This window comes from Aliarcobacter butzleri (genome assembly GCF_900187115.1).
Classification (GTDB): domain Bacteria; phylum Campylobacterota; class Campylobacteria; order Campylobacterales; family Arcobacteraceae; genus Aliarcobacter; species Aliarcobacter butzleri.
Map to the genome: position 1 here is coordinate 542,491 of NZ_LT906455.1, position 17,712 is coordinate 560,202.

The window sequence follows — 17,712 nt, forward strand, 5'->3', positions numbered from 1 at the left end:
TAAATTTTTTGAAATTATATATTCTTTATCTAAAATAGTTTATTAAAACTTTTTTGATATAATCGCAAAAAATAATTAGGAAATCGTATTGGTTGAATTGAGTAAAAAAATATCTACAATCGTTGGTAGAACAAATGCAGAATATGGATTAATAAAAGAAGGTGATAAAGTATTAGTTGGTTTTTCTGGGGGGAAAGACTCTTTAACATTAATTCATTCATTAAATAGATTAAAAAAAGTAGTTCCATATAATTTTGAATTTAAAGCAGTAACTGTTACATATGGAATGGGAGAACAAGTTGAATTTTTAAGTAATCATTGTAAAGAACATGGTATAGAACATGAGATAATAAATACAGAGATTTTTGAACTTGCAGGAGAAAAAATAAGAAAAAATTCATCTTTTTGTTCGTTTTTTTCAAGAATGAGAAGAGGTTATTTATACTCAACTGCACTTGAACAAGGATACAATAAAGTTGCTCTTGGGCATCATTTAGATGATGCAATGGAGTCATTTTTTATGAACTTTTTTTACAATGGTACGATGAGAACAATGCCACCAATTTACAAAGCTGAAAATGGATTAGAAGTTATTCGACCTTTGATCTTTTGTCGAGAAAGACAACTAAGAGCATTTGCAAATACAAATGAAATAAGAGTTATTGGTGATGAAGCTTGTCCAGGACTTAGATTTGATGTAAAAATGCCACATGCAAGAGCAACTACAAAAGAACTATTAGCAAAACTTGAAGAAGAAAATCCAAAGATTTTTGTATCTATGAAAGCTGCTTTTAGTAATATTCAACTGCCAACATTTTTTTATAAAGATTTAAAAGATATAAAATTAAATTTGCAAGAAGATGAAAATATATGAAAATATTAGTTTCATCTTGTCTTTTAGGAGAAGATGTAAGATATGATGGATTAAATTCATCAGTTGCATTTAACCCTAAGTTTCCATTTTCTTTAAAAGAACTTTTTATGGATATTTTATGCGAAAATGAAATTTACTCTTTTTGTCCAGAAGTTGCAGGAGGATTAGGAATTCCAAGAAATCCTGCTGAGATTGTAAAAAATGAAAAACCATTTAAAATTCTAGATAATGAACAAAATGATGTAACAATAAATTTTTTATTAGGTGCAAAAAAAGCTTTAGATACATGCAAAAATGAAAATATTTTAGTGGCACTTTTAAAGTCAAAATCACCATCTTGTAGTAATAAAGAGATTTATGATGGAACTTTTTCTAATAATTTAGTTCAAGGACAAGGACTTACAGCAAGATTATTAGAAGAAAATGGAATAAAAGTTTTTAATGAAAATGAACTAAAAGAGTTAGCAAAATTTATAAAGAAAAATAAATCTTTATAAATTTAAGCCTTTATGTTTAAAAGAGTATTTAACATTTCACCTTGCAGTTCAATATTTTGTGCATTTGCACTATATGAAATAATTTGAGGTATTTGTCCTGCAATAGAATCTATTAAATCAGAAGTTACTTCTTGAAATTCAGGTTCGGCAACAGTGTTCGCAACAGTTGCTAAATTTGTAGCCATATCTTGAAATTGTAACTCAGAAGCTACCATAGCGTTTAAGTTATTGTTGATTGTCATAGTTGAATCCTTCTTTTATACTTTCTAATAACATTTTATTTAAACTTGCAGTTTGAGCAATACTCGCATCTGCTCCACTTAAAGAACTAACAGAACTTGATGCACTTTGTAATTGATCCATTTTTACTTTTGCACTTTGTGGGTCTTTGGGAATTGAAGTATCAAATCTAACACTTCCTCCAATTGCATATAGTTTTCCATCAGGTCCAACTTGATAATTATAGTTTATTGCACTTGTTGTTGTCGCACCTGAAGCGTGAGTTTGTTCATGAGTTTTTACTTCACTATCTTTATTTTTAAATTTATTTAAAACTCTTTGATAGTCATTTTCATCGTAGTTTTCACCTAAAACAACTTCATCATTTTTTTCAAAACTTGATTTTTGAAGCTCTTTTTTGTCTAAATTTGATAACTCACTTTTTTTTAAAGCTAATTCTTGATAAATAGAAGAAGTATTTAAAACATTGTCACTTATTTCCATAAAAACTCCTATTTTTTTCTTTATATTAGCATAAATTTATTTAAAGCTATTTTTTATTACTTAAGTTTTTTCAAATAATTAATTAAACAAATATTAAAAAAATTTCGCTATAATCTCCATTCTAATTTTATATTAGAACCTCACATGTGTCAATCCTTGGTTGGGTTGTAACAGTAGTTATTAAGGGACACAGAGGCTAAACCCATACAAAAAAATACAAAAAATAATTCAAGGAGAATTACATGGTTACTATGAAAGACCTATTAGAGTGTGGTGTACACTTCGGACACCAAACAAGAAGATGGAATCCAAAAATGAAAAAATTCATTTTCGGTGTTAGAAAAAATATCTATATTATAGATTTACAAAAAACGTTAAGATATTTCAGATATACATACAACGTTGTTAGAGACAGAGCTGCTGAAGGTCAAACAATGATTTTCGTAGGAACAAAAAAACAAGCTAGCGAAACTATTAAAAAAGCTGCTATTTCTTGTGGAATGCCATATGTTAACCACAGATGGTTAGGTGGAATGTTAACTAACTTCGGAACAATCAAAAAATCAATTAGAAAATTAGAAATTATTAAAAAAATGAGAGAAGAAGGTCAATTAGATCTTTTAACTAAAAAAGAAGCTTTAATGCTTACTAGAAAAGAAGAAAAATTAGAATTATACCTTGGTGGTATCAAAGAAATGAACAAATTACCAGATATGATGTTTGTACTTGATGCTGTTAAAGAAAAAATTGCTATTCAAGAAGCTAGAAGATTAGGAATTACAGTTGTTGCTCCTTTAGATACAAATTGTGACCCTGATGTTGTAGATTTACCAATTCCAGGAAATGATGATGCTATTAGATCAATTCACTTATTCTGCAACGAAATGGCTGCAGCTATGAATGAAGGTAAAGCTGCATTAGCTGATGAAACTGGTGTAGAAGTTGAGCCAATTTCTGCTGAAGAAAAAGAAGAATTAATTGCTGAAGCAGTAGCAGAAGGTGAAGAATTTAATTTTGCTGAAGAAGGAGAAAACGCATAATGGCAGGAGTTACTCCACAACTAATTAAAGAATTAAGAGAGATGACTGGTGCAGGAATGATGGACTGCAAAAATGCACTAAATGAAACAAATGGTGATTTAGATAAAGCAGTTCAAGCTTTAAGAGAAGCAGGACTTGGAAAAGCTGCTAAAAAAGCTGGAAATGTTGCTGCTGAAGGATTAATTTCTGTTTTAGTAAATAGTGATAATACAAAAGCTGTTTTATTAGAGTTAAACTCTCAAACAGATTTCGTTGCTAAAAATGAAAATTTTGTTAATTTAACAAAAGAGATTACAACTCATGCTTTAAATAATGGAATTGCTGATGCACAAACTTTAGCAAGTTCAAAAATCAATGGAGAAGAGTTCCAAACTTATTTAAATGAAAAAATTGCAACAATTGGTGAAAACTTAGTTGCTAGAAAACTTTCTTTAGTTTCAGGACAAGTTGTAAATGGTTATGTTCATGCAACAGGAAGAGTAGGAGTTGTTTTAGCTGCTACTTGTAATGATGCGGTTAAAGATAAAGCTGCTGCATTATTAAGAAATATTGCAATGCATGCAAGTGCTATGAAACCAACTGTTATTTCATACAAAGATTTAGATCCAGCATTTGTTGAATCTGAAAACAAAGCTATTAGAGCAGAAATTGAAGCTGAAAATGATGAATTAAGAAGATTAGGAAAACCTCAAAAAAGAATTCCTGAATTTGTTTCTAAATCTCAATTAACAGATGAAGCAATTGCTGCTGCAAAAGCTAGATTTGAAGATGAATTAAAAGCTCAAGGTAAACCTGAAAAAATTTGGGCAAATATTATTCCTGGACAAATCGAAAGATTTATTGCAGATAACACACAATTAGATGGAAGATTTGCATTATTATCTCAACCTTACGTAATGGATGATAAAAAAACTGTTGAGCAAGCTATTGCTGAAGTTGATTCATCAATTGTAATTACTGAGTACATTAGATTTGAACTTGGTGAAGGTATTGAGAAAAAAGAAGAAGACTTTGCAGCAGAAGTTGCAAAACAAATGGGTAAATAATTTATAGTTAGTTAAAACTACTATATAAAAATAAAAGGAATTGCAATGAGCGAATTAGAAAATAAAAATGGACTCATTGGAAGCCTTTTATTGGAAGCTAAAAATTTATCTCATAAGTTTGATTATGAACTTTTCAAAAATATTAACTTATCACTTCAAAAACAAGAATCAATAGCAATAATTGGAACTAGTGGAAGTGGTAAATCTACACTTTTAAATATATTATCTTCCCTTTTAAAGCCAACAAGTGGAAATGTTGTTTTTCAAAGAAAAGATATATATTCTTTATCACAAAATGATTTATTAAAAATAAGAAGAGATGATTTTGGAATAATTTTCCAAGCTCACTATCTGTTTCGAGGTTTTAGTGCAAATGAAAATCTTGAAATTGCTGAATTTTTAAGTGGTGAAAAAATAGATAAAAATCTTTTAAAAGAGTTAAATATTGAACATGTTATAAATCAAGGTGTTGGTGAATTAAGTGGTGGACAACAGCAAAGATTATCAATAGCAAGAGTTTTAACAAAAAAACCAAAAATAATATTTGCTGATGAACCAACTGGAAATTTAGACAAAGATACAGCAAATGTTGTTATGAATACTTTGTTTAATTATATTAAAAAGAATAATGCAGGATTGATTTTGGTTACTCATGAAAATGAATTAGCTTTAAGATGTGATAAAGTTTATAAATTGGATAATTTGGAACTAAAGGATATGAGATGAATTTACTATTAGTTTGCGAAACACCAATTATAGAACATATATTTACTTTAGTTTGTAAAAAAATGAAGATTGATTTAACAATTCAAAAAAACAATAAAGTAAATAAGAATTATGATTTAATTGTAATTGATCAGAATTTTGTTGATAGTAAATTTAATAAAATAAAAAACTTTTGTAAAAGAATAGGTGCTATTTCTTCAGAGGAATTACCTATGGAGAGATTAAGAGATTTTATCATTCCAAGACCATTTTTACCTACAAAATTAGAAACTTTACTTATTGAGCAAATAACTTATATAAAAGAAGATTTAACACAAAAAGAACCTTATAAAGAAGAAGTTTTTGAATACGCTCCTGAAGATGATATTGATATATTACCAGTTATTGATTATTTAGAAGAAGGTTTAAATGAAAATATTCCAAAATCTCCTGAGAAAATTGTTCAAAATGAATATGAAGAAGATGATGAAAGTATCGTAAGTTTATCAAAATTAAATGCTGGTGGCGTTTTGGACTCTTCGGAATTAAATAAAATAAATGATATTTTACATGAAGATGAAATTTATAATGGTATAACTTTAGAAAAACGTGATTGGAAAGATATCTCTTCAATTATTGACGATGCTTTAGAAGAAGTTAAAGAGTATGAGTTTGATTTAAAAAATGAACCTATGAAAACTTATAATTTAGTATTAAGTAAGTATGGAATTGATGAGTTAAGACCTTTATTAGAGAAATTTGATCAAACTATTATAGATAAAATTGCAAGTGGTCAAACTATAGATTTGCGAGTGAGTTTAAGGGATACAAATAGATGAATGATAAAAAAGGCGCAATTTTAATCATTTCAGGACCAAGCGGTTGTGGAAAATCTACTTTATTAAAAGAAGTTTATAAAAATATTTCTGATTACTATTTTTCAATTTCTACAACTACAAGGGAACCTAGAGTTGGTGAAGTAAATGGCGTTGATTATTTTTTTGTTTCTAAAGAAGAGTTTGAAGAAGATATAAAAAATGGTAATTTCTTAGAATATGCAAAAGTTCATGATAATTACTATGGAACATCTTTAAAACCAATAATTAATGCTTTAAATGAAGGTAAATTAGTAATTTTTGATATAGATGTTCAAGGACATCATTTAGTAAGAAAAAAAATGAATGATTCTGTAACTTCAGTTTTTATTACAACTCCGTCATTAAAAGTTTTAGAAGAAAGATTAAATAATAGAAATAGCGATAGTTTAGAAGTTATTGAAAAAAGAGTGAAAAACGCAAAAAAAGAGATTGAATTTTTTGATGAGTATGATTATTTTATAGTAAATGACAACTTAGAAAGTGCTTCAAATGAGCTAGTTTCTATCGCGAATATTGCAAGAGCTAAAGCCAAACTTTTTGATAAAGAAAAAATAGTATCAAACTGGCTTAATTAACTATTTGATACAGTCATAACTTATAGGTTTATCAAAGTAAAAACCTTGAGAATAATCTATATTTAACTCTTTTACTTTATTATAAATTTCTTCATTTGCTACAAATTCAGCTACTGTTTTAACATTGAACTCTTTTGCAATATTTGAAATTGTTCTTACAATAATTTCTAAATCTTTAGAATTATGAATATTTTGGATTAATGAACCATCGATTTTAATAAAACTAATTTTTAGTTTTGATAATAGATGAAAATTTGAATATCCAGCACCAAAATCATCTATTCCAACTATACATTCAAATTTTTTAACTTCTGAAATAAATCTTGAAACTTCTTCAAAATCTACGATTTCTTCTGATTCTAAAATTTCAAAACTCAAAAGTTTTGTATGCTCAATACTTTGTGCTGTTAAAAAATCATATATATATTTTGTAGTATTTTTATTTGAAATATCAGCATATGAGATATTTATAGATACTTTTTTATTTTTTTCTTTTATTAATTTTAATGCATCTTTTAAAATAACTTTTATGATATTTGGATACTGTTTTGTCTTTTTTGCGATATCAAGGAAATTATAAGGACCAACTTCATTTCCATTTTCATCTATATATCTAATTAGCGCTTCGTATTTATAAATCTCTTTTGTTTGAGTATCTACAATTGGTTGAAAATATGCTTGAAATTTATTTTCTTTAAAGCCATTTTTTAGTTGTTTTAACCATTTTATATTATTTTCAAATGATTGATGAATATTAAATGAGTCATTATAAATCATAATTTTTCTAAGTTTTGTTCTTGCATAAGTTATTGTTCTTTGAGCATATTTATATGCTAATGCTCCATTTGCATGTGAAACACCAACTGTAAGATTGATATCAATCTCATTTTCATTTACTAAAAATGATTGATTTTCTATTTTACTAATAAAAGATTTTGTATATTTATAAAATTCTTCTACACTTTTTCCACTATTTACTGCTACAACTACGAACTTATCAACATCTAATTTATAAACAGAGTATTCATTCGCAGGGAAATGTTCTTTTAACTTGTAAGATAACTCAACTAAAATTCCATCACCAATCTCTTCTCCAAATAAATCATTTAATGTTAAAAAACCATCTATATCAAAAAACGCCATTAGTACATCATCTGTTTGATTTAAATCTTTTTTTAATCTATTTCTATTTGGAAGATTTGTTAGTTTATCTACAAATAACTCTTTTAACTCATAATATATTATAGATTGAGACATTGCTTGTAGAAGTTTTGCAATATCAATAGGTTTTAGAACATATTTATCAATTCCAATATCGATACTTTCAAGCAAATACTCTTTATTTGAAAATGCTGTTGTGATTATGATAGGGATATTAGGATTTATATTTTTTATCTCTTTTGCCATTTCTAAACCATTTAGAATTGGCATATTGATATCTGTAACGATTAAATCAATATTTTTTTCGTATTTTTTAAATAATTCTAGACCTTCTTGTCCATTTTCAGCAATATATTGGTTCTTTGTAAAAGATTTTAGTATTTCGTGAGTAACTTCTCGTAAGTCTTTTTCATCTTCAACATATAAAATAGACATATTTTTCAATATAGAAATATTATTTATCATTAAGTATCCCTGCAAATTTATTAAGATATAATACAAAAAATAACTTGATATTTAAGTAAAAATCTATCAAAACAATCACAATTCATAGGAGCTATCTTGTCAAAAATAAAATGTAATCATTGTCATTTAGAATTTGATAAAAATATAATGATAAAAGACAATGATTTAAATTTTTGTTGTAAAGGATGCCAAGGTGTTTATCATTTACTAAAAAGTGATGGATTGGAATCTTTTTACGAAAAACTTGGAAATAAAACAATAGCTCCACCAATAGAAGTTTTTAATGACGACATCACTAAATTTGATTCTTTAAATTTTTATGACAACTATGTAAGTAAAACAAAAGAAGGTTTTAATCAAATTGATTTAATTATAGAGGGTATTCATTGTGCTGCATGTGTTTGGCTAAATGAAAAAATTCTTTTTGATACAAAAGGTATTGTTGAAGCAAATATTAATTTTACGACAAATAAAGCAAGAATTATTTGGGATGATGACATATTGAAGTTATCTCAAATAATTCTAAAAATTAGGTCTATTGGTTATAACGCTTATGCTTATGATTCAAGTGTTGCTGATATTGCAGCTTCAAAAGCAAAACAAGACTATTTTGTACGTATTATGGTTGCTGTTGTTTGTACTATGAATATTATGATGTTAAGTGTTGCAAAATATACAGGATTTTTTACAGGAATTACTCCTGAAGTTATGCAAATGATTCATTTAGGAGAGTTTATTCTTTCAACACCTGTTTTATTTTATAGTGGTTGGGTTTTTTATAAAGGTGCGTATTACGGTCTAAAAAATAAAATGGTAACTATGGATTTAGCTGTTTCTACTGGAGCAACATTGAGTTATATTTACTCTTTGACTATTTTGCTTGGAGCAAAAGGAGATAGTTATTTTGATTCTGTTGCGATGATTATTACTTTTGTTTTAGTTGGAAAATATTTAGAAGTTATTGGTAAAAAATCAGCTGTTGATACTTTAGATAAAATAAAATCAACTTTGCCTTTAGAAGCAGTTATTATAAATGGAAATGAAAAAAAAGTTGTAGCTTTAAATAGTGTAAATATTGGTGATATTGTAGAGATAAAAGCAGGAGATAAAGTTCCTGTTGATGGAAAAGTAATCTCTGGAAATGGTTCTTTTGATGAATCAACAATCACAGGAGAATCAATTCCTGTATATAAAAAAGTTGGAGATGCTGTTTTTAGTGGAACTATAAATTTAGATTCTTTGATACATTTTGAAGTAACAAAGAACTTTAAAAATTCAACTTTTTCTTCTATCGTTTCTTTACTTGAAGACTCTTTAAATTCAAAACCTTCTATTCAGATTAAAGCAAATAAAATTTCAAGAGGATTTAGTGCTACTATTTTGTCTCTGGCATTTGCTACTTTTTTAGTTTGGTATTTTTTTGGTTTAGACTTAGGTTTTATTTATGAAGGGACAAATCAATTTGAAAGATCTTTTATAGTTGCTGTTTCTGTTATTGTTATTGCTTGTCCTTGTGCATTGGCTCTTGCAACTCCAATGGCAAGTTTAGTTGGTATTTCAGAACTTGCTAAAAAAGGTTTACTTTTCAAAGAAGCAAAGTTTATAGAAACTTTAGCTGTTGCTTCTAGTGTAGTTTTTGATAAAACGGGAACTTTAACAAAAGGTGAATTAAATGTCGTAAAAGCAAGAATCTTAGATGATAATATTCATAAATTAAATCTTTTGTATTCACTAATAGATAGTTCAACTCATCCAGTAAGTCTTTCTATTAAAAGATATTTAGAAAAAAACTATAATTTAGAGTTAAAAAAACTTGAAAATGTAAAAAATATTGAAGCAAAAGGGATGAGTGCAACATATAAAAATGTTGATGAAAAAGAGTTTGAGATTCTTGGTGGAAATGTAGAACTTCTTAGAGAATTTGGAATTTATTATAAATTTGATTCTTCAAGAACTGTCTATTTATTTGCTATTAATAAAAGAGTAATTGCTACATTTGAACTTGAAGATGAGATAAAAGATGGTTCAAAAGAGTTAATAAATTATCTACAAAATAAGAATATTGAAGTAATAATGCTAACAGGTGATAATGAACAAGTTGCTTCAAGAATTGCAAAAGAATTAGGTATAAAAAAATATTTATCACATCAAACTCCAGTTTCAAAAGCAGATTTTATAAAAGAGCTAAAAAAACAAAATAAAGTTGTTGTTATGGTTGGTGATGGTGTAAATGATAGTGTAGCTTTAAGTAGTAGTGATGTAGCTATTGCTATGGGAAATTCTGCTGATATATCTTTAGCGGTTTCTGATGTAGTTTTATTAAATTCAACTTTAAAATCTTTAAAAGAGGCTTTTCTTATTTCAAATAAAACATATAAACATATCAAACAAAATTTAGGCTTTTCATTACTTTATAATGCAACGACTGTACCTTTAGCAATGGCAGGTTTTGTAATACCGCTTATTGCTGCACTTTCAATGAGTTTAAGTTCTTTAATAGTAGTATTAAACTCTCTTAGAATCAAAATGAAATAAAGGAAAATAATATTTTATGATAAATGACACACTTTTATTTATGTTAATAGTTGGGATAATAATATCTGCTGGACTTCTTTTATTATTTGTTTGGGCTGCAAAAACTGGTCAGTTCGATGATGCAGATAGAATGTTGAATAATCCTTTATATGATAGCGTTGATGATTTAAATGATGCTATTAGAAAAGAACAAAAAATAAAAGAGGAAAAAGAAGCAAAAGAAGAGAAACAAAAAAAAGAGTAGAAAGTTCTACTCTTTTTAAGAAGATAAAATTATTTACCCATATAGTCAGCTAAAGCCTTGATGTCTGCATCAGATAATTTAGCAACTTGACCTTTCATTAACGCTTTCATAGGTCCACCATAAGTTCCATCTTTATAACCATGTAATGCTTTTTCAATTTCAGCTTTTGTTAAATTAGCTGGAACGTGAGAAGCACTTTTTGTAGTTATATTGATTTCACCTTTTGCACCGTGACATGCTTTACATGTTGCGTAAGCCGCTGGAGCATCTGCAAAAGCAAAAGCAGCAACTGCTAAAGTTGTAAGAACGATTTTTTTCATTTTTTTCTCCTTTGAAATTTAAGAGAAAAATTCTAGCTTTTTTTTTATATTTTTAAGCTTAATAATTTTTTCTTAATCGTAAAATTTTCACTTAAAATTGTGCAAAATTTGTGAAGTTAAAAAAAGTTTCATAAAACATAAAATAAAGCATATTTTTAATATAGTAATACTCTTAATATTTAAGTTAAAGGCAAAAAATTTGGATAAAGATTTAGTGTTAGACATAAATGATTTAACTTTTTATTATAAAAAAGAGAATCCTATTTATAAAGATTTTTCTTTAAAATTACAAAAAGGTCAGTTAGTGACGATTTTTGGGAAAAGTGGAAGTGGAAAAACTACACTTTTTGAATTAATTATTGGAAGTTTAAAACCAATAAAAGGAACTATAGATAAATTAGATGTATCTATGATATTTCAAGATCCATTTAATTCTTTTCATCCAACATATAAAATAATAGAACAGATAAAAGATGTTGTACAAAGAGATTTTACAACTGAGTTGGATAGTTTATTAAAAAAACTTAACTTATCAAAAGATATTTTAGATAAATATTCATATCAGTTAAGTGGTGGACAGCTTCAAAGATGTTCTATTTTAAGAGCAATATTAATGAAACCAAAGTTACTTTTAATAGATGAACCAACATCTGCTTTGGACAATATAATAGCTTATGATGTGATGAAATTATTAATTACTTTTTTAGAAGATAGCGCTATTTTGCTTGTAACTCATGATTTGGATATGGCAAAATGGTGTAGCGATAAAATTATAAGGTTGGAAACTGATGCAAGAAAATAAAAAAGCTTTAGTGTTATTAAATATGGGCGGAGCTAGAGATAAAAGTGAATTAAAAATGTTTTTGACAAATATGTTCAATGATGAAAATATTTTGACAATTAAAAATGCTTTTATTAGAAAAATGGTGGCTAGTTTTATTACTAATTCAAGATTAGAAAGTGCTTGGAAAAACTACGAAAAAATTGGAAATCATTCTCCAATTAATCCTTTGACAGAACAATTGGTAAATAAATGTAATGATAAAATAGAAAATTATAAAACTTACCAAGTTATGAGATATACTCCACCTTTTGCTAAAGAGATAATATCTCAAATGAAAAAAGATGGAATAAAAGAAGTTTTGTTACTTCCTTTATATCCTCAATATTCTACAACAACAACAAAATCATCTTTGGAAGATTTTATAAAATTTGCAAAAAATAGTTTTAACATAAGTTCTATTGAAACTTTTTATAAAAATGATAAATTTAATGAGTGTATTGTAAATGAAATTTTAAATAATGTAGAAGATGAAACTTCTTACAATCTTGTATTTTCAGCTCACGGACTTCCTCAAAAAATAGTTAATGCAGGTGATCCTTATGAAAAACAGATGAATGAGCATGTGAAAATCTTGAGCGAAGAATTACAAAAAAGAGGAAAAAATTTTAAATCTATAAATTTAGCATATCAGTCTAAAGTTGGACCTTTAAAGTGGTTAGAACCATCACTTGAAAATATGCTAAAAAATTTTAAAAATGAAAATGTGATTATTTATCCATTATCATTTATTGTTGATAATTCTGAAACAGTTTTTGAGCTTGATATTGAATATAAAGAAATAGCACACGAAATAGGAATAAAAGAGTATAAAGTTTGTAGTTGTGTTAATGATAGTGATGAATTTATTGAAGCTATTAAAGATATTATAAAATAAAAATATATGTAAGTTAAGCAAAAAAGCTTAACTTACAAAAAAACTTGTTACATTGTATGCAATAAATGATAGAATCCAAGCTGTCGTTGTTGTAAATACAAATAAATATAATAAATATTTCCATTTACCAGCTTCCCTAACAAATACCATTGTTGCAGCTAAACAAGGAAGATATATCATAACAAAAACGATAAATGATATAGCAGATGCAAAAGGTATATTATTTCGTATTTTTTCAATTAATGTACTTGAAGTTTCATCTGCCTCATCACCTAATCCATAGAGTATTGATAATGTTGAAACTACTACTTCTTTTGCTGCAAGTCCTGTTTCAAGAGCAACAGACATTTTCCAATCAAAACCTAAAGGTCTAAATAATGGTTCAGAAAACTTTCCAACATATCCAAGATATGAATTTTCAAGATTGTATAAACTTAATTCATTTTCCAAATTAGTTTTTTCTTCATCTGTTGTAGCTAATTCAATTTTTTGCTGATACATTTCTTCAACATCTTCATGTTTTGGATAATTACTCGCAACCCAAATTAGTATAGATGCAGCTAATATAAATGTTCCTGCTTTTTTTAAATACATCATAGCTTGATTATAAACTGTAAACCAAATAAGTTTCAAAGAAGGTAATCGATATTTTGGGATTTCCATAACAAAAGGTTCTTCTTCTCCTTTAAAAACAACAACTTTTAAGACTTTTGCACTAATTAATCCAATAAATGCTCCACAAATATAGATTAAAAATAGTACATTTCCTTCGTTATATTGGCTAAAAAATGCTCCTATAAAAAGTACGTAAATTGGAAGTCTTGCTCCACAAGACATAAATCCTATAATAAAAAGAGTTAATAATCTATCTCTTTCATTTTTTAAAGTTCTTGCTGCCATATAAGCTGGTACTGAACAACCAAAACCAGTAATTAAAGGAATAAATGATTTTCCGTGTAATCCAAATTTATGAAAAAAACCATCTAATAAATATGCAACTCTACTCATATAACCTGTTGTTTCTAATAATGCAATACCAAAGAAAAGTATGATGATATTTGGTAAAAATAAAACTACAGCTCCTACTCCAGCAATAATACCATCTCCTATGATAGAAGAGATTTGATTATCTCCTAATATCTCTTTTGTTTGATCAATTAATTGTGCAAAAAAGCTATCAATAATATCCATAGGAATATTTCCTAAAACAAATGTTAATTGAAAAAGTGCCCACATCAAAAGAAAAAATATAGGTAAACCAAAAAATTTATGAATTAAAAGTGAATCTATTTTTTCTGTAAGAGTAGTATCTTTTTTATTTTTTTGATGAACAGTTTTTGTGATAACACCTTTTACAAAGGCAAATTTTTCATCATTAAAAATATCATCAATATTTTTTGTTTGATAGTGTAAGTATAAATGCTCAAATGAATTATTTAATGTATCTTGCAGTTTAAGCCAAATTGGTTGACTATGTAATAATTCGAATGTTTTTTTATCTTCTTGTAAAAGTTTAATAGCAACTTCTCTATATGTTAAATCTGTTTCAAAATTAAAATCTTCAAAAATTTGAGTAATTGATTTTATTTCAGTTTCTATTGGATTTGAAAAAATAAGCTTTGATAATGTTTTTTCACTTTCATATTGATTAATAATTTCTTCTAAAAGAGTTTGAATACCAATTTTTTTTGAAGCACTTGTTTTTACGCATGGTCTTCCTAATATTGAACCAAGTTCAGCATCATTTATTTCAATTAATTCATCATTTGCTTCATCAATCATATTTAATGCTATTATCATTTTTTTATTCAATAATAAAAGCTCAGTTGTTAATAGAAGATTTCTTTGTAAATTTGTTGAATCAACAACATTTAAAATAAGATCATAAGTTGAGTTATACAAAAAGTCTTTTGTGATTTTTTCTTCGATTGAATAGTTATTTAATGAATAAGAACCAGGTAAATCAATAATTTGAAATTCATAATCTTTATATTTAAAAAAAACTTCTTCTTTTGAAACAGTAACTCCTGGGAAATTACCAACTTTTAACTTTGCACCTGAAATAGAGTTAATAAGCATAGACTTACCAACATTTGGTTGTCCTACTAAAGCTATTTTAATGACGTTATTTTTCATACTCCACCTCAATTTGAGAGGCTTCATTTGCCCTTATTGCTATTTTTGAATCATTAATATTAATTTTTAATGTACTATTTGTAAGTGTTTTTTTCTCCACTTTTATTAAAGCACCTTTTGTGATTCCCAAAGAATATAGCCTGTTTTTTAGTATATTATTACAATTTATATTTTTAATTTTTGCAATTTGTTCTAATTCTAAATCATTTAATGACATTAATTCCTTCCTCCTTTTTATTCCCTTTAAAATTATCTACAAGAAGTATTATAGTACTCATAATATTAGAATAATTTTAATTTTAAGAATAACTATTATATGAGTTAATTTATTTTTTATAAAGTTTATATTAGTATCTAAAATATTCGAAGATAATTTAAATTTTCAAGACTATAAAAATAGAGTTAGGATATTATATGTTTCTACTAAAAAAGATTATTTCAGCTTTTTTACTTCCCGTTCCAATAGGAATTATTTTACTTTTTTTAGCTTTATTTTTTTTACTAAAAAACTCATATAAAAAAGCAAAAATATTTTTAGTTTTAGGATTTTTGTGGTTTGCCCTTTTATCAAATCAAACTATTTCAAATATGATTATATCTCCTCTTGAAAATGCTTATCCAGCACTAAAAGAGACACCAAAAGATATAAAATATATTTTAGTTTTAGGAAACGGACATAAAACAAATGATAATTTTCCTATAACATCTGAACTAAATACAACAGCTATAAATAGACTTATTGAAGGTATAAGACACTATAAAAACTTAGAAAATTCAAAACTAATAGTTTCTGGTTATAGTTTTGATGATGTAAATTCTCATGCTCAAATGCAAAAAAAATTAGCAATAAGTTTAGGAGTAAATGAAGCAGATATTATTACTCTTGATACTCCAAAAGATACAAAAGAAGAAGCAATAGAAGCTAAAAAAATAGTAGGAAATCAAAAACTTATTCTTGTAACAACAGCAAGTCATATGAAAAGAGCTGTTATGTTGTTTGAAAAAGAAGACTTAAATATAATTGCTAGTCCTACAAATCATAAATTTTTTACAAGCACTTATCCAACTTCATATTTTAATGCAACAAATATCAAAAAAGTTGAGTTGGCATTTCACGAATATTTAGGAATGGTTTATTCTTATGTAAAAGGTGAAATCTAGAAAGATTAATCCACATTTAGATAAAATTGCAACAAAGTTGCAAATAGAGGTTTTTAGTGGAATTAATAAATATAAGTAATCTATCTTTTAAATATCAAAAAACAAATGTATTAGAAAATATAAATTTATCTATCAAAAGTGATGATTTTTTGGCTATTATTGGACCAAATGGTGGTGGAAAATCAACTCTTTTAAAACTCATTTTAGGTTTATTAGAACCTCAAAGTGGAACAATAATAAAAAATATTAAAACAAGCCAAATGGGATATGTTCCTCAAAATACAAACTTAAATATGGATTTTCCAATAACTGCACTTGAGATTGTTTTGATGGGACATACAACTTCAAAAAGAAAAATATTTGGTTACTCAAAAGAGGATATTGCTTGTGCTAAATTATCTTTAGAACAAGTTGGAATGAGTGCATACGCAAACTCTAAAATTGGAGATTTAAGTGGAGGACAAAGACAAAGAGTTTTTATAGCACGAGCACTTTGTTCTAATCCAAAAATTATGCTTTTAGATGAACCAACGGCAAGTATTGATGTAAAAGGACAACAAGAGATATATGATTTATTACAAGAGCTAAATAAACAAATATGTGTTGTTGTTGTAAGTCACGATATTTCGGTTTTATTAAATTATGCTAAAAATGTAGCACATATAAATAAAAATATAGTTTATCACTCTTTAGAAAATATTCAAAAAAATTTAACAACACAAAATGAACATTTATGCGAAGTTGAACTTCTTTCGGCTTTAGGTAAAACTCAAATTTGTTGTAATCATACTCACTAAAGGTAAAAATATAATGTTTGAAATTTTACAATATGATTTTATTCAAAATGCTTTGATATCAGGGATTCTTATCTCTATTGCTGCAGGAATTATAGGTTCTCTTGTAGTTGTAAATAAAGTTACATTTCTAACAGGTGGAATAGCTCATAGCTCTTATGGTGGAATTGGGCTTGCTATTTATTTAGGAATTCCTGTACTTTTGGGAGCAACAATTTTTGCGGTGATTACAGCTATTTTAATAGCTTTTATAACTTTAAAAAATAGAACAAGAATAGATGCAATTATTGGTATGATGTGGGCAAGTGGTATGGCAATAGGAATTATTTTTGTCGATTTAACTCCTGGCTATAATGTAGATTTAATGAGTTATTTGTTTGGAAGTATTATTGCAGTTTCTCATCAAGATATTATTTATATGACTCTTTTAGATGTTTTTATAATTGCAATTGTTGTATTTTTTTATAAACAAATACTTGCAGTTTCATATGATAGTGAATTTGCAAGTCTTAGAGGAATAAATGTAGAGTTTTTTTATACACTGATTTTGATTCTATCAGCACTTTGTGTTGTTGCTGCAATTAAAGCAGTTGGACTTATACTTGTTATTGCACTTCTTACAATTCCAACTTATTTAGCAGAAACTTTTGCAAGTAGACTTTCAAATATGATGATAATTAGCGCTATTTTAGCTACAATATTCACTATTATTGGACTTGTTGTTTCATATCTTTATGATATTAGTTCAGGTGCAAGTATTATTATGGTGGCAGTTGTGATTTTAGGAGTTGTGAAACTTTTGAAATTAAAAAAATAAAAAATAAAATCGGAAAGACCAAA

At 26.7% G+C, this 17,712-nt stretch carries 20 protein-coding genes; 14 read left to right on the top strand and 6 right to left on the bottom strand.

Annotation, left to right across the window (positions count from 1 at the left end):
* Window positions 1-88 precede the first annotated feature (88 nt).
* Both CKV87_RS02685 and CKV87_RS02690 read left to right on the top strand, forming a co-directional pair.
* Window positions 89-874: a tRNA 2-thiocytidine(32) synthetase TtcA gene (locus tag CKV87_RS02685; protein ID WP_004510601.1), complete on the top strand. Its 786-nt coding sequence runs from the start codon at window positions 89-91 to the stop codon at window positions 872-874.
* On the top strand, window positions 871-1,371 hold the full coding sequence (locus CKV87_RS02690) for a 2-thiouracil desulfurase family protein (RefSeq protein WP_012012331.1): 501 nt from the start codon (window positions 871-873) through the stop codon (window positions 1,369-1,371). The genes CKV87_RS02685 and CKV87_RS02690 overlap by 4 nt, the downstream gene beginning before the upstream one ends.
* 2 nt (window positions 1,372-1,373) lie before the next feature.
* On the opposite strand, the gene CKV87_RS02695 is transcribed toward CKV87_RS02690, so the two are convergent.
* Entirely contained in the window at window positions 1,374-1,613 is a 240-nt protein-coding gene (locus CKV87_RS02695) for a hypothetical protein (RefSeq protein WP_004510603.1), read from the bottom strand.
* Window positions 1,597-2,094, bottom strand: a complete 498-nt coding sequence (locus CKV87_RS02700) for a putative metalloprotease CJM1_0395 family protein (RefSeq protein ID WP_012012332.1) — start codon at window positions 2,092-2,094, stop codon at window positions 1,597-1,599. Before CKV87_RS02700 ends, CKV87_RS02695 begins: the two co-directional genes overlap by 17 nt.
* A gap of 242 nt (window positions 2,095-2,336) precedes the next feature.
* Here CKV87_RS02700 and rpsB point away from each other — a divergent pair, with 242 nt between their 5' ends.
* Genes rpsB through gmk form a run of 5 tightly spaced genes read left to right on the top strand, consistent with a single transcriptional unit; the run spans window position 2,337 to window position 6,338 of the window.
* Window positions 2,337-3,134 (top strand): 30S ribosomal protein S2, encoded by a 798-nt coding sequence (rpsB, locus tag CKV87_RS02705; protein ID WP_004510605.1) that lies wholly within the window; start codon window positions 2,337-2,339, stop codon window positions 3,132-3,134.
* Window positions 3,134-4,180 carry a translation elongation factor Ts gene (gene tsf, locus CKV87_RS02710; RefSeq protein WP_004510606.1) on the top strand — a complete coding sequence of 349 codons (1,047 nt, stop codon included), beginning with the start codon at window positions 3,134-3,136 and terminating at the stop codon, window positions 4,178-4,180. The genes rpsB and tsf overlap by 1 nt, the downstream gene beginning before the upstream one ends.
* A gap of 45 nt (window positions 4,181-4,225) precedes the next feature.
* The gene (locus CKV87_RS02715) at window positions 4,226-4,906 is read left to right on the top strand and encodes an ABC transporter ATP-binding protein (protein ID WP_004510607.1); all 681 of its coding nucleotides are present in this window, start codon (window positions 4,226-4,228) and stop codon (window positions 4,904-4,906) included.
* Window positions 4,903-5,724, top strand: coding sequence for a hypothetical protein (locus CKV87_RS02720; protein WP_012012333.1), 822 nt, complete (start codon window positions 4,903-4,905; stop codon window positions 5,722-5,724). Before CKV87_RS02715 ends, CKV87_RS02720 begins: the two co-directional genes overlap by 4 nt.
* Complete coding sequence (gene gmk / locus CKV87_RS02725; protein ID WP_004510609.1) at window positions 5,721-6,338, top strand: guanylate kinase; 618 nt, start codon at window positions 5,721-5,723, stop codon at window positions 6,336-6,338. Before CKV87_RS02720 ends, gmk begins: the two co-directional genes overlap by 4 nt.
* Here gmk and CKV87_RS02730 read toward each other — a convergent pair whose 3' ends face one another.
* Window positions 6,339-7,964: an EAL domain-containing response regulator gene (locus tag CKV87_RS02730; RefSeq protein WP_012012334.1), complete on the bottom strand. Its 1,626-nt coding sequence runs from the start codon at window positions 7,962-7,964 to the stop codon at window positions 6,339-6,341.
* 96 nt (window positions 7,965-8,060) lie between these two features.
* On the opposite strand from CKV87_RS02730, the gene CKV87_RS02735 reads away from it, so the two are divergent.
* Both CKV87_RS02735 and ccoS read left to right on the top strand, forming a co-directional pair.
* Window positions 8,061-10,499 carry a heavy metal translocating P-type ATPase gene (locus CKV87_RS02735; RefSeq protein ID WP_012012335.1) on the top strand — a complete coding sequence of 813 codons (2,439 nt, stop codon included), beginning with the start codon at window positions 8,061-8,063 and terminating at the stop codon, window positions 10,497-10,499.
* 16 nt (window positions 10,500-10,515) lie between these two features.
* A complete protein-coding gene (ccoS, locus tag CKV87_RS02740) occupies window positions 10,516-10,743 on the top strand; it encodes a cbb3-type cytochrome oxidase assembly protein CcoS (protein ID WP_004510613.1) in 228 nt (75 codons plus the stop codon).
* A 29-nt stretch (window positions 10,744-10,772) separates the two neighbouring features.
* Here ccoS and CKV87_RS02745 read toward each other — a convergent pair whose 3' ends face one another.
* On the bottom strand, window positions 10,773-11,063 hold the full coding sequence (locus CKV87_RS02745) for a c-type cytochrome (protein WP_012012336.1): 291 nt from the start codon (window positions 11,061-11,063) through the stop codon (window positions 10,773-10,775).
* Between the two features lie 199 nt (window positions 11,064-11,262).
* Here CKV87_RS02745 and CKV87_RS02750 point away from each other — a divergent pair, with 199 nt between their 5' ends.
* Together CKV87_RS02750 and hemH are read left to right on the top strand one after the other, a co-directional pair.
* On the top strand, window positions 11,263-11,865 hold the full coding sequence (locus CKV87_RS02750) for an ATP-binding cassette domain-containing protein (protein ID WP_004510615.1): 603 nt from the start codon (window positions 11,263-11,265) through the stop codon (window positions 11,863-11,865).
* Entirely contained in the window at window positions 11,852-12,781 is a 930-nt protein-coding gene (gene hemH, locus CKV87_RS02755; protein WP_012012337.1) for a ferrochelatase, read from the top strand. Before CKV87_RS02750 ends, hemH begins: the two co-directional genes overlap by 14 nt.
* Before the next feature lie 27 nt (window positions 12,782-12,808).
* On the opposite strand, the gene feoB is transcribed toward hemH, so the two are convergent.
* The gene (gene feoB / locus CKV87_RS02760) at window positions 12,809-14,917 is read right to left on the bottom strand and encodes a ferrous iron transport protein B (RefSeq protein ID WP_012012338.1); all 2,109 of its coding nucleotides are present in this window, start codon (window positions 14,915-14,917) and stop codon (window positions 12,809-12,811) included.
* Window positions 14,907-15,134, bottom strand: coding sequence for a FeoA family protein (locus CKV87_RS02765; protein WP_004510618.1), 228 nt, complete (start codon window positions 15,132-15,134; stop codon window positions 14,907-14,909). The genes feoB and CKV87_RS02765 overlap by 11 nt, the downstream gene beginning before the upstream one ends.
* A gap of 197 nt (window positions 15,135-15,331) precedes the next feature.
* Here CKV87_RS02765 and CKV87_RS02770 point away from each other — a divergent pair, with 197 nt between their 5' ends.
* Genes CKV87_RS02770 through CKV87_RS02780 form a run of 3 tightly spaced genes read left to right on the top strand, consistent with a single transcriptional unit; the run spans window position 15,332 to window position 17,689 of the window.
* Window positions 15,332-16,078 carry an ElyC/SanA/YdcF family protein gene (locus CKV87_RS02770; protein WP_012012339.1) on the top strand — a complete coding sequence of 249 codons (747 nt, stop codon included), beginning with the start codon at window positions 15,332-15,334 and terminating at the stop codon, window positions 16,076-16,078.
* A 56-nt stretch (window positions 16,079-16,134) separates the two neighbouring features.
* The gene (locus CKV87_RS02775; protein ID WP_012012340.1) at window positions 16,135-16,875 is read left to right on the top strand and encodes a metal ABC transporter ATP-binding protein; all 741 of its coding nucleotides are present in this window, start codon (window positions 16,135-16,137) and stop codon (window positions 16,873-16,875) included.
* A 13-nt stretch (window positions 16,876-16,888) separates the two neighbouring features.
* On the top strand, window positions 16,889-17,689 hold the full coding sequence (locus CKV87_RS02780; protein ID WP_012012341.1) for a metal ABC transporter permease: 801 nt from the start codon (window positions 16,889-16,891) through the stop codon (window positions 17,687-17,689).
* Window positions 17,690-17,712: the final 23 nt, after the last annotated feature.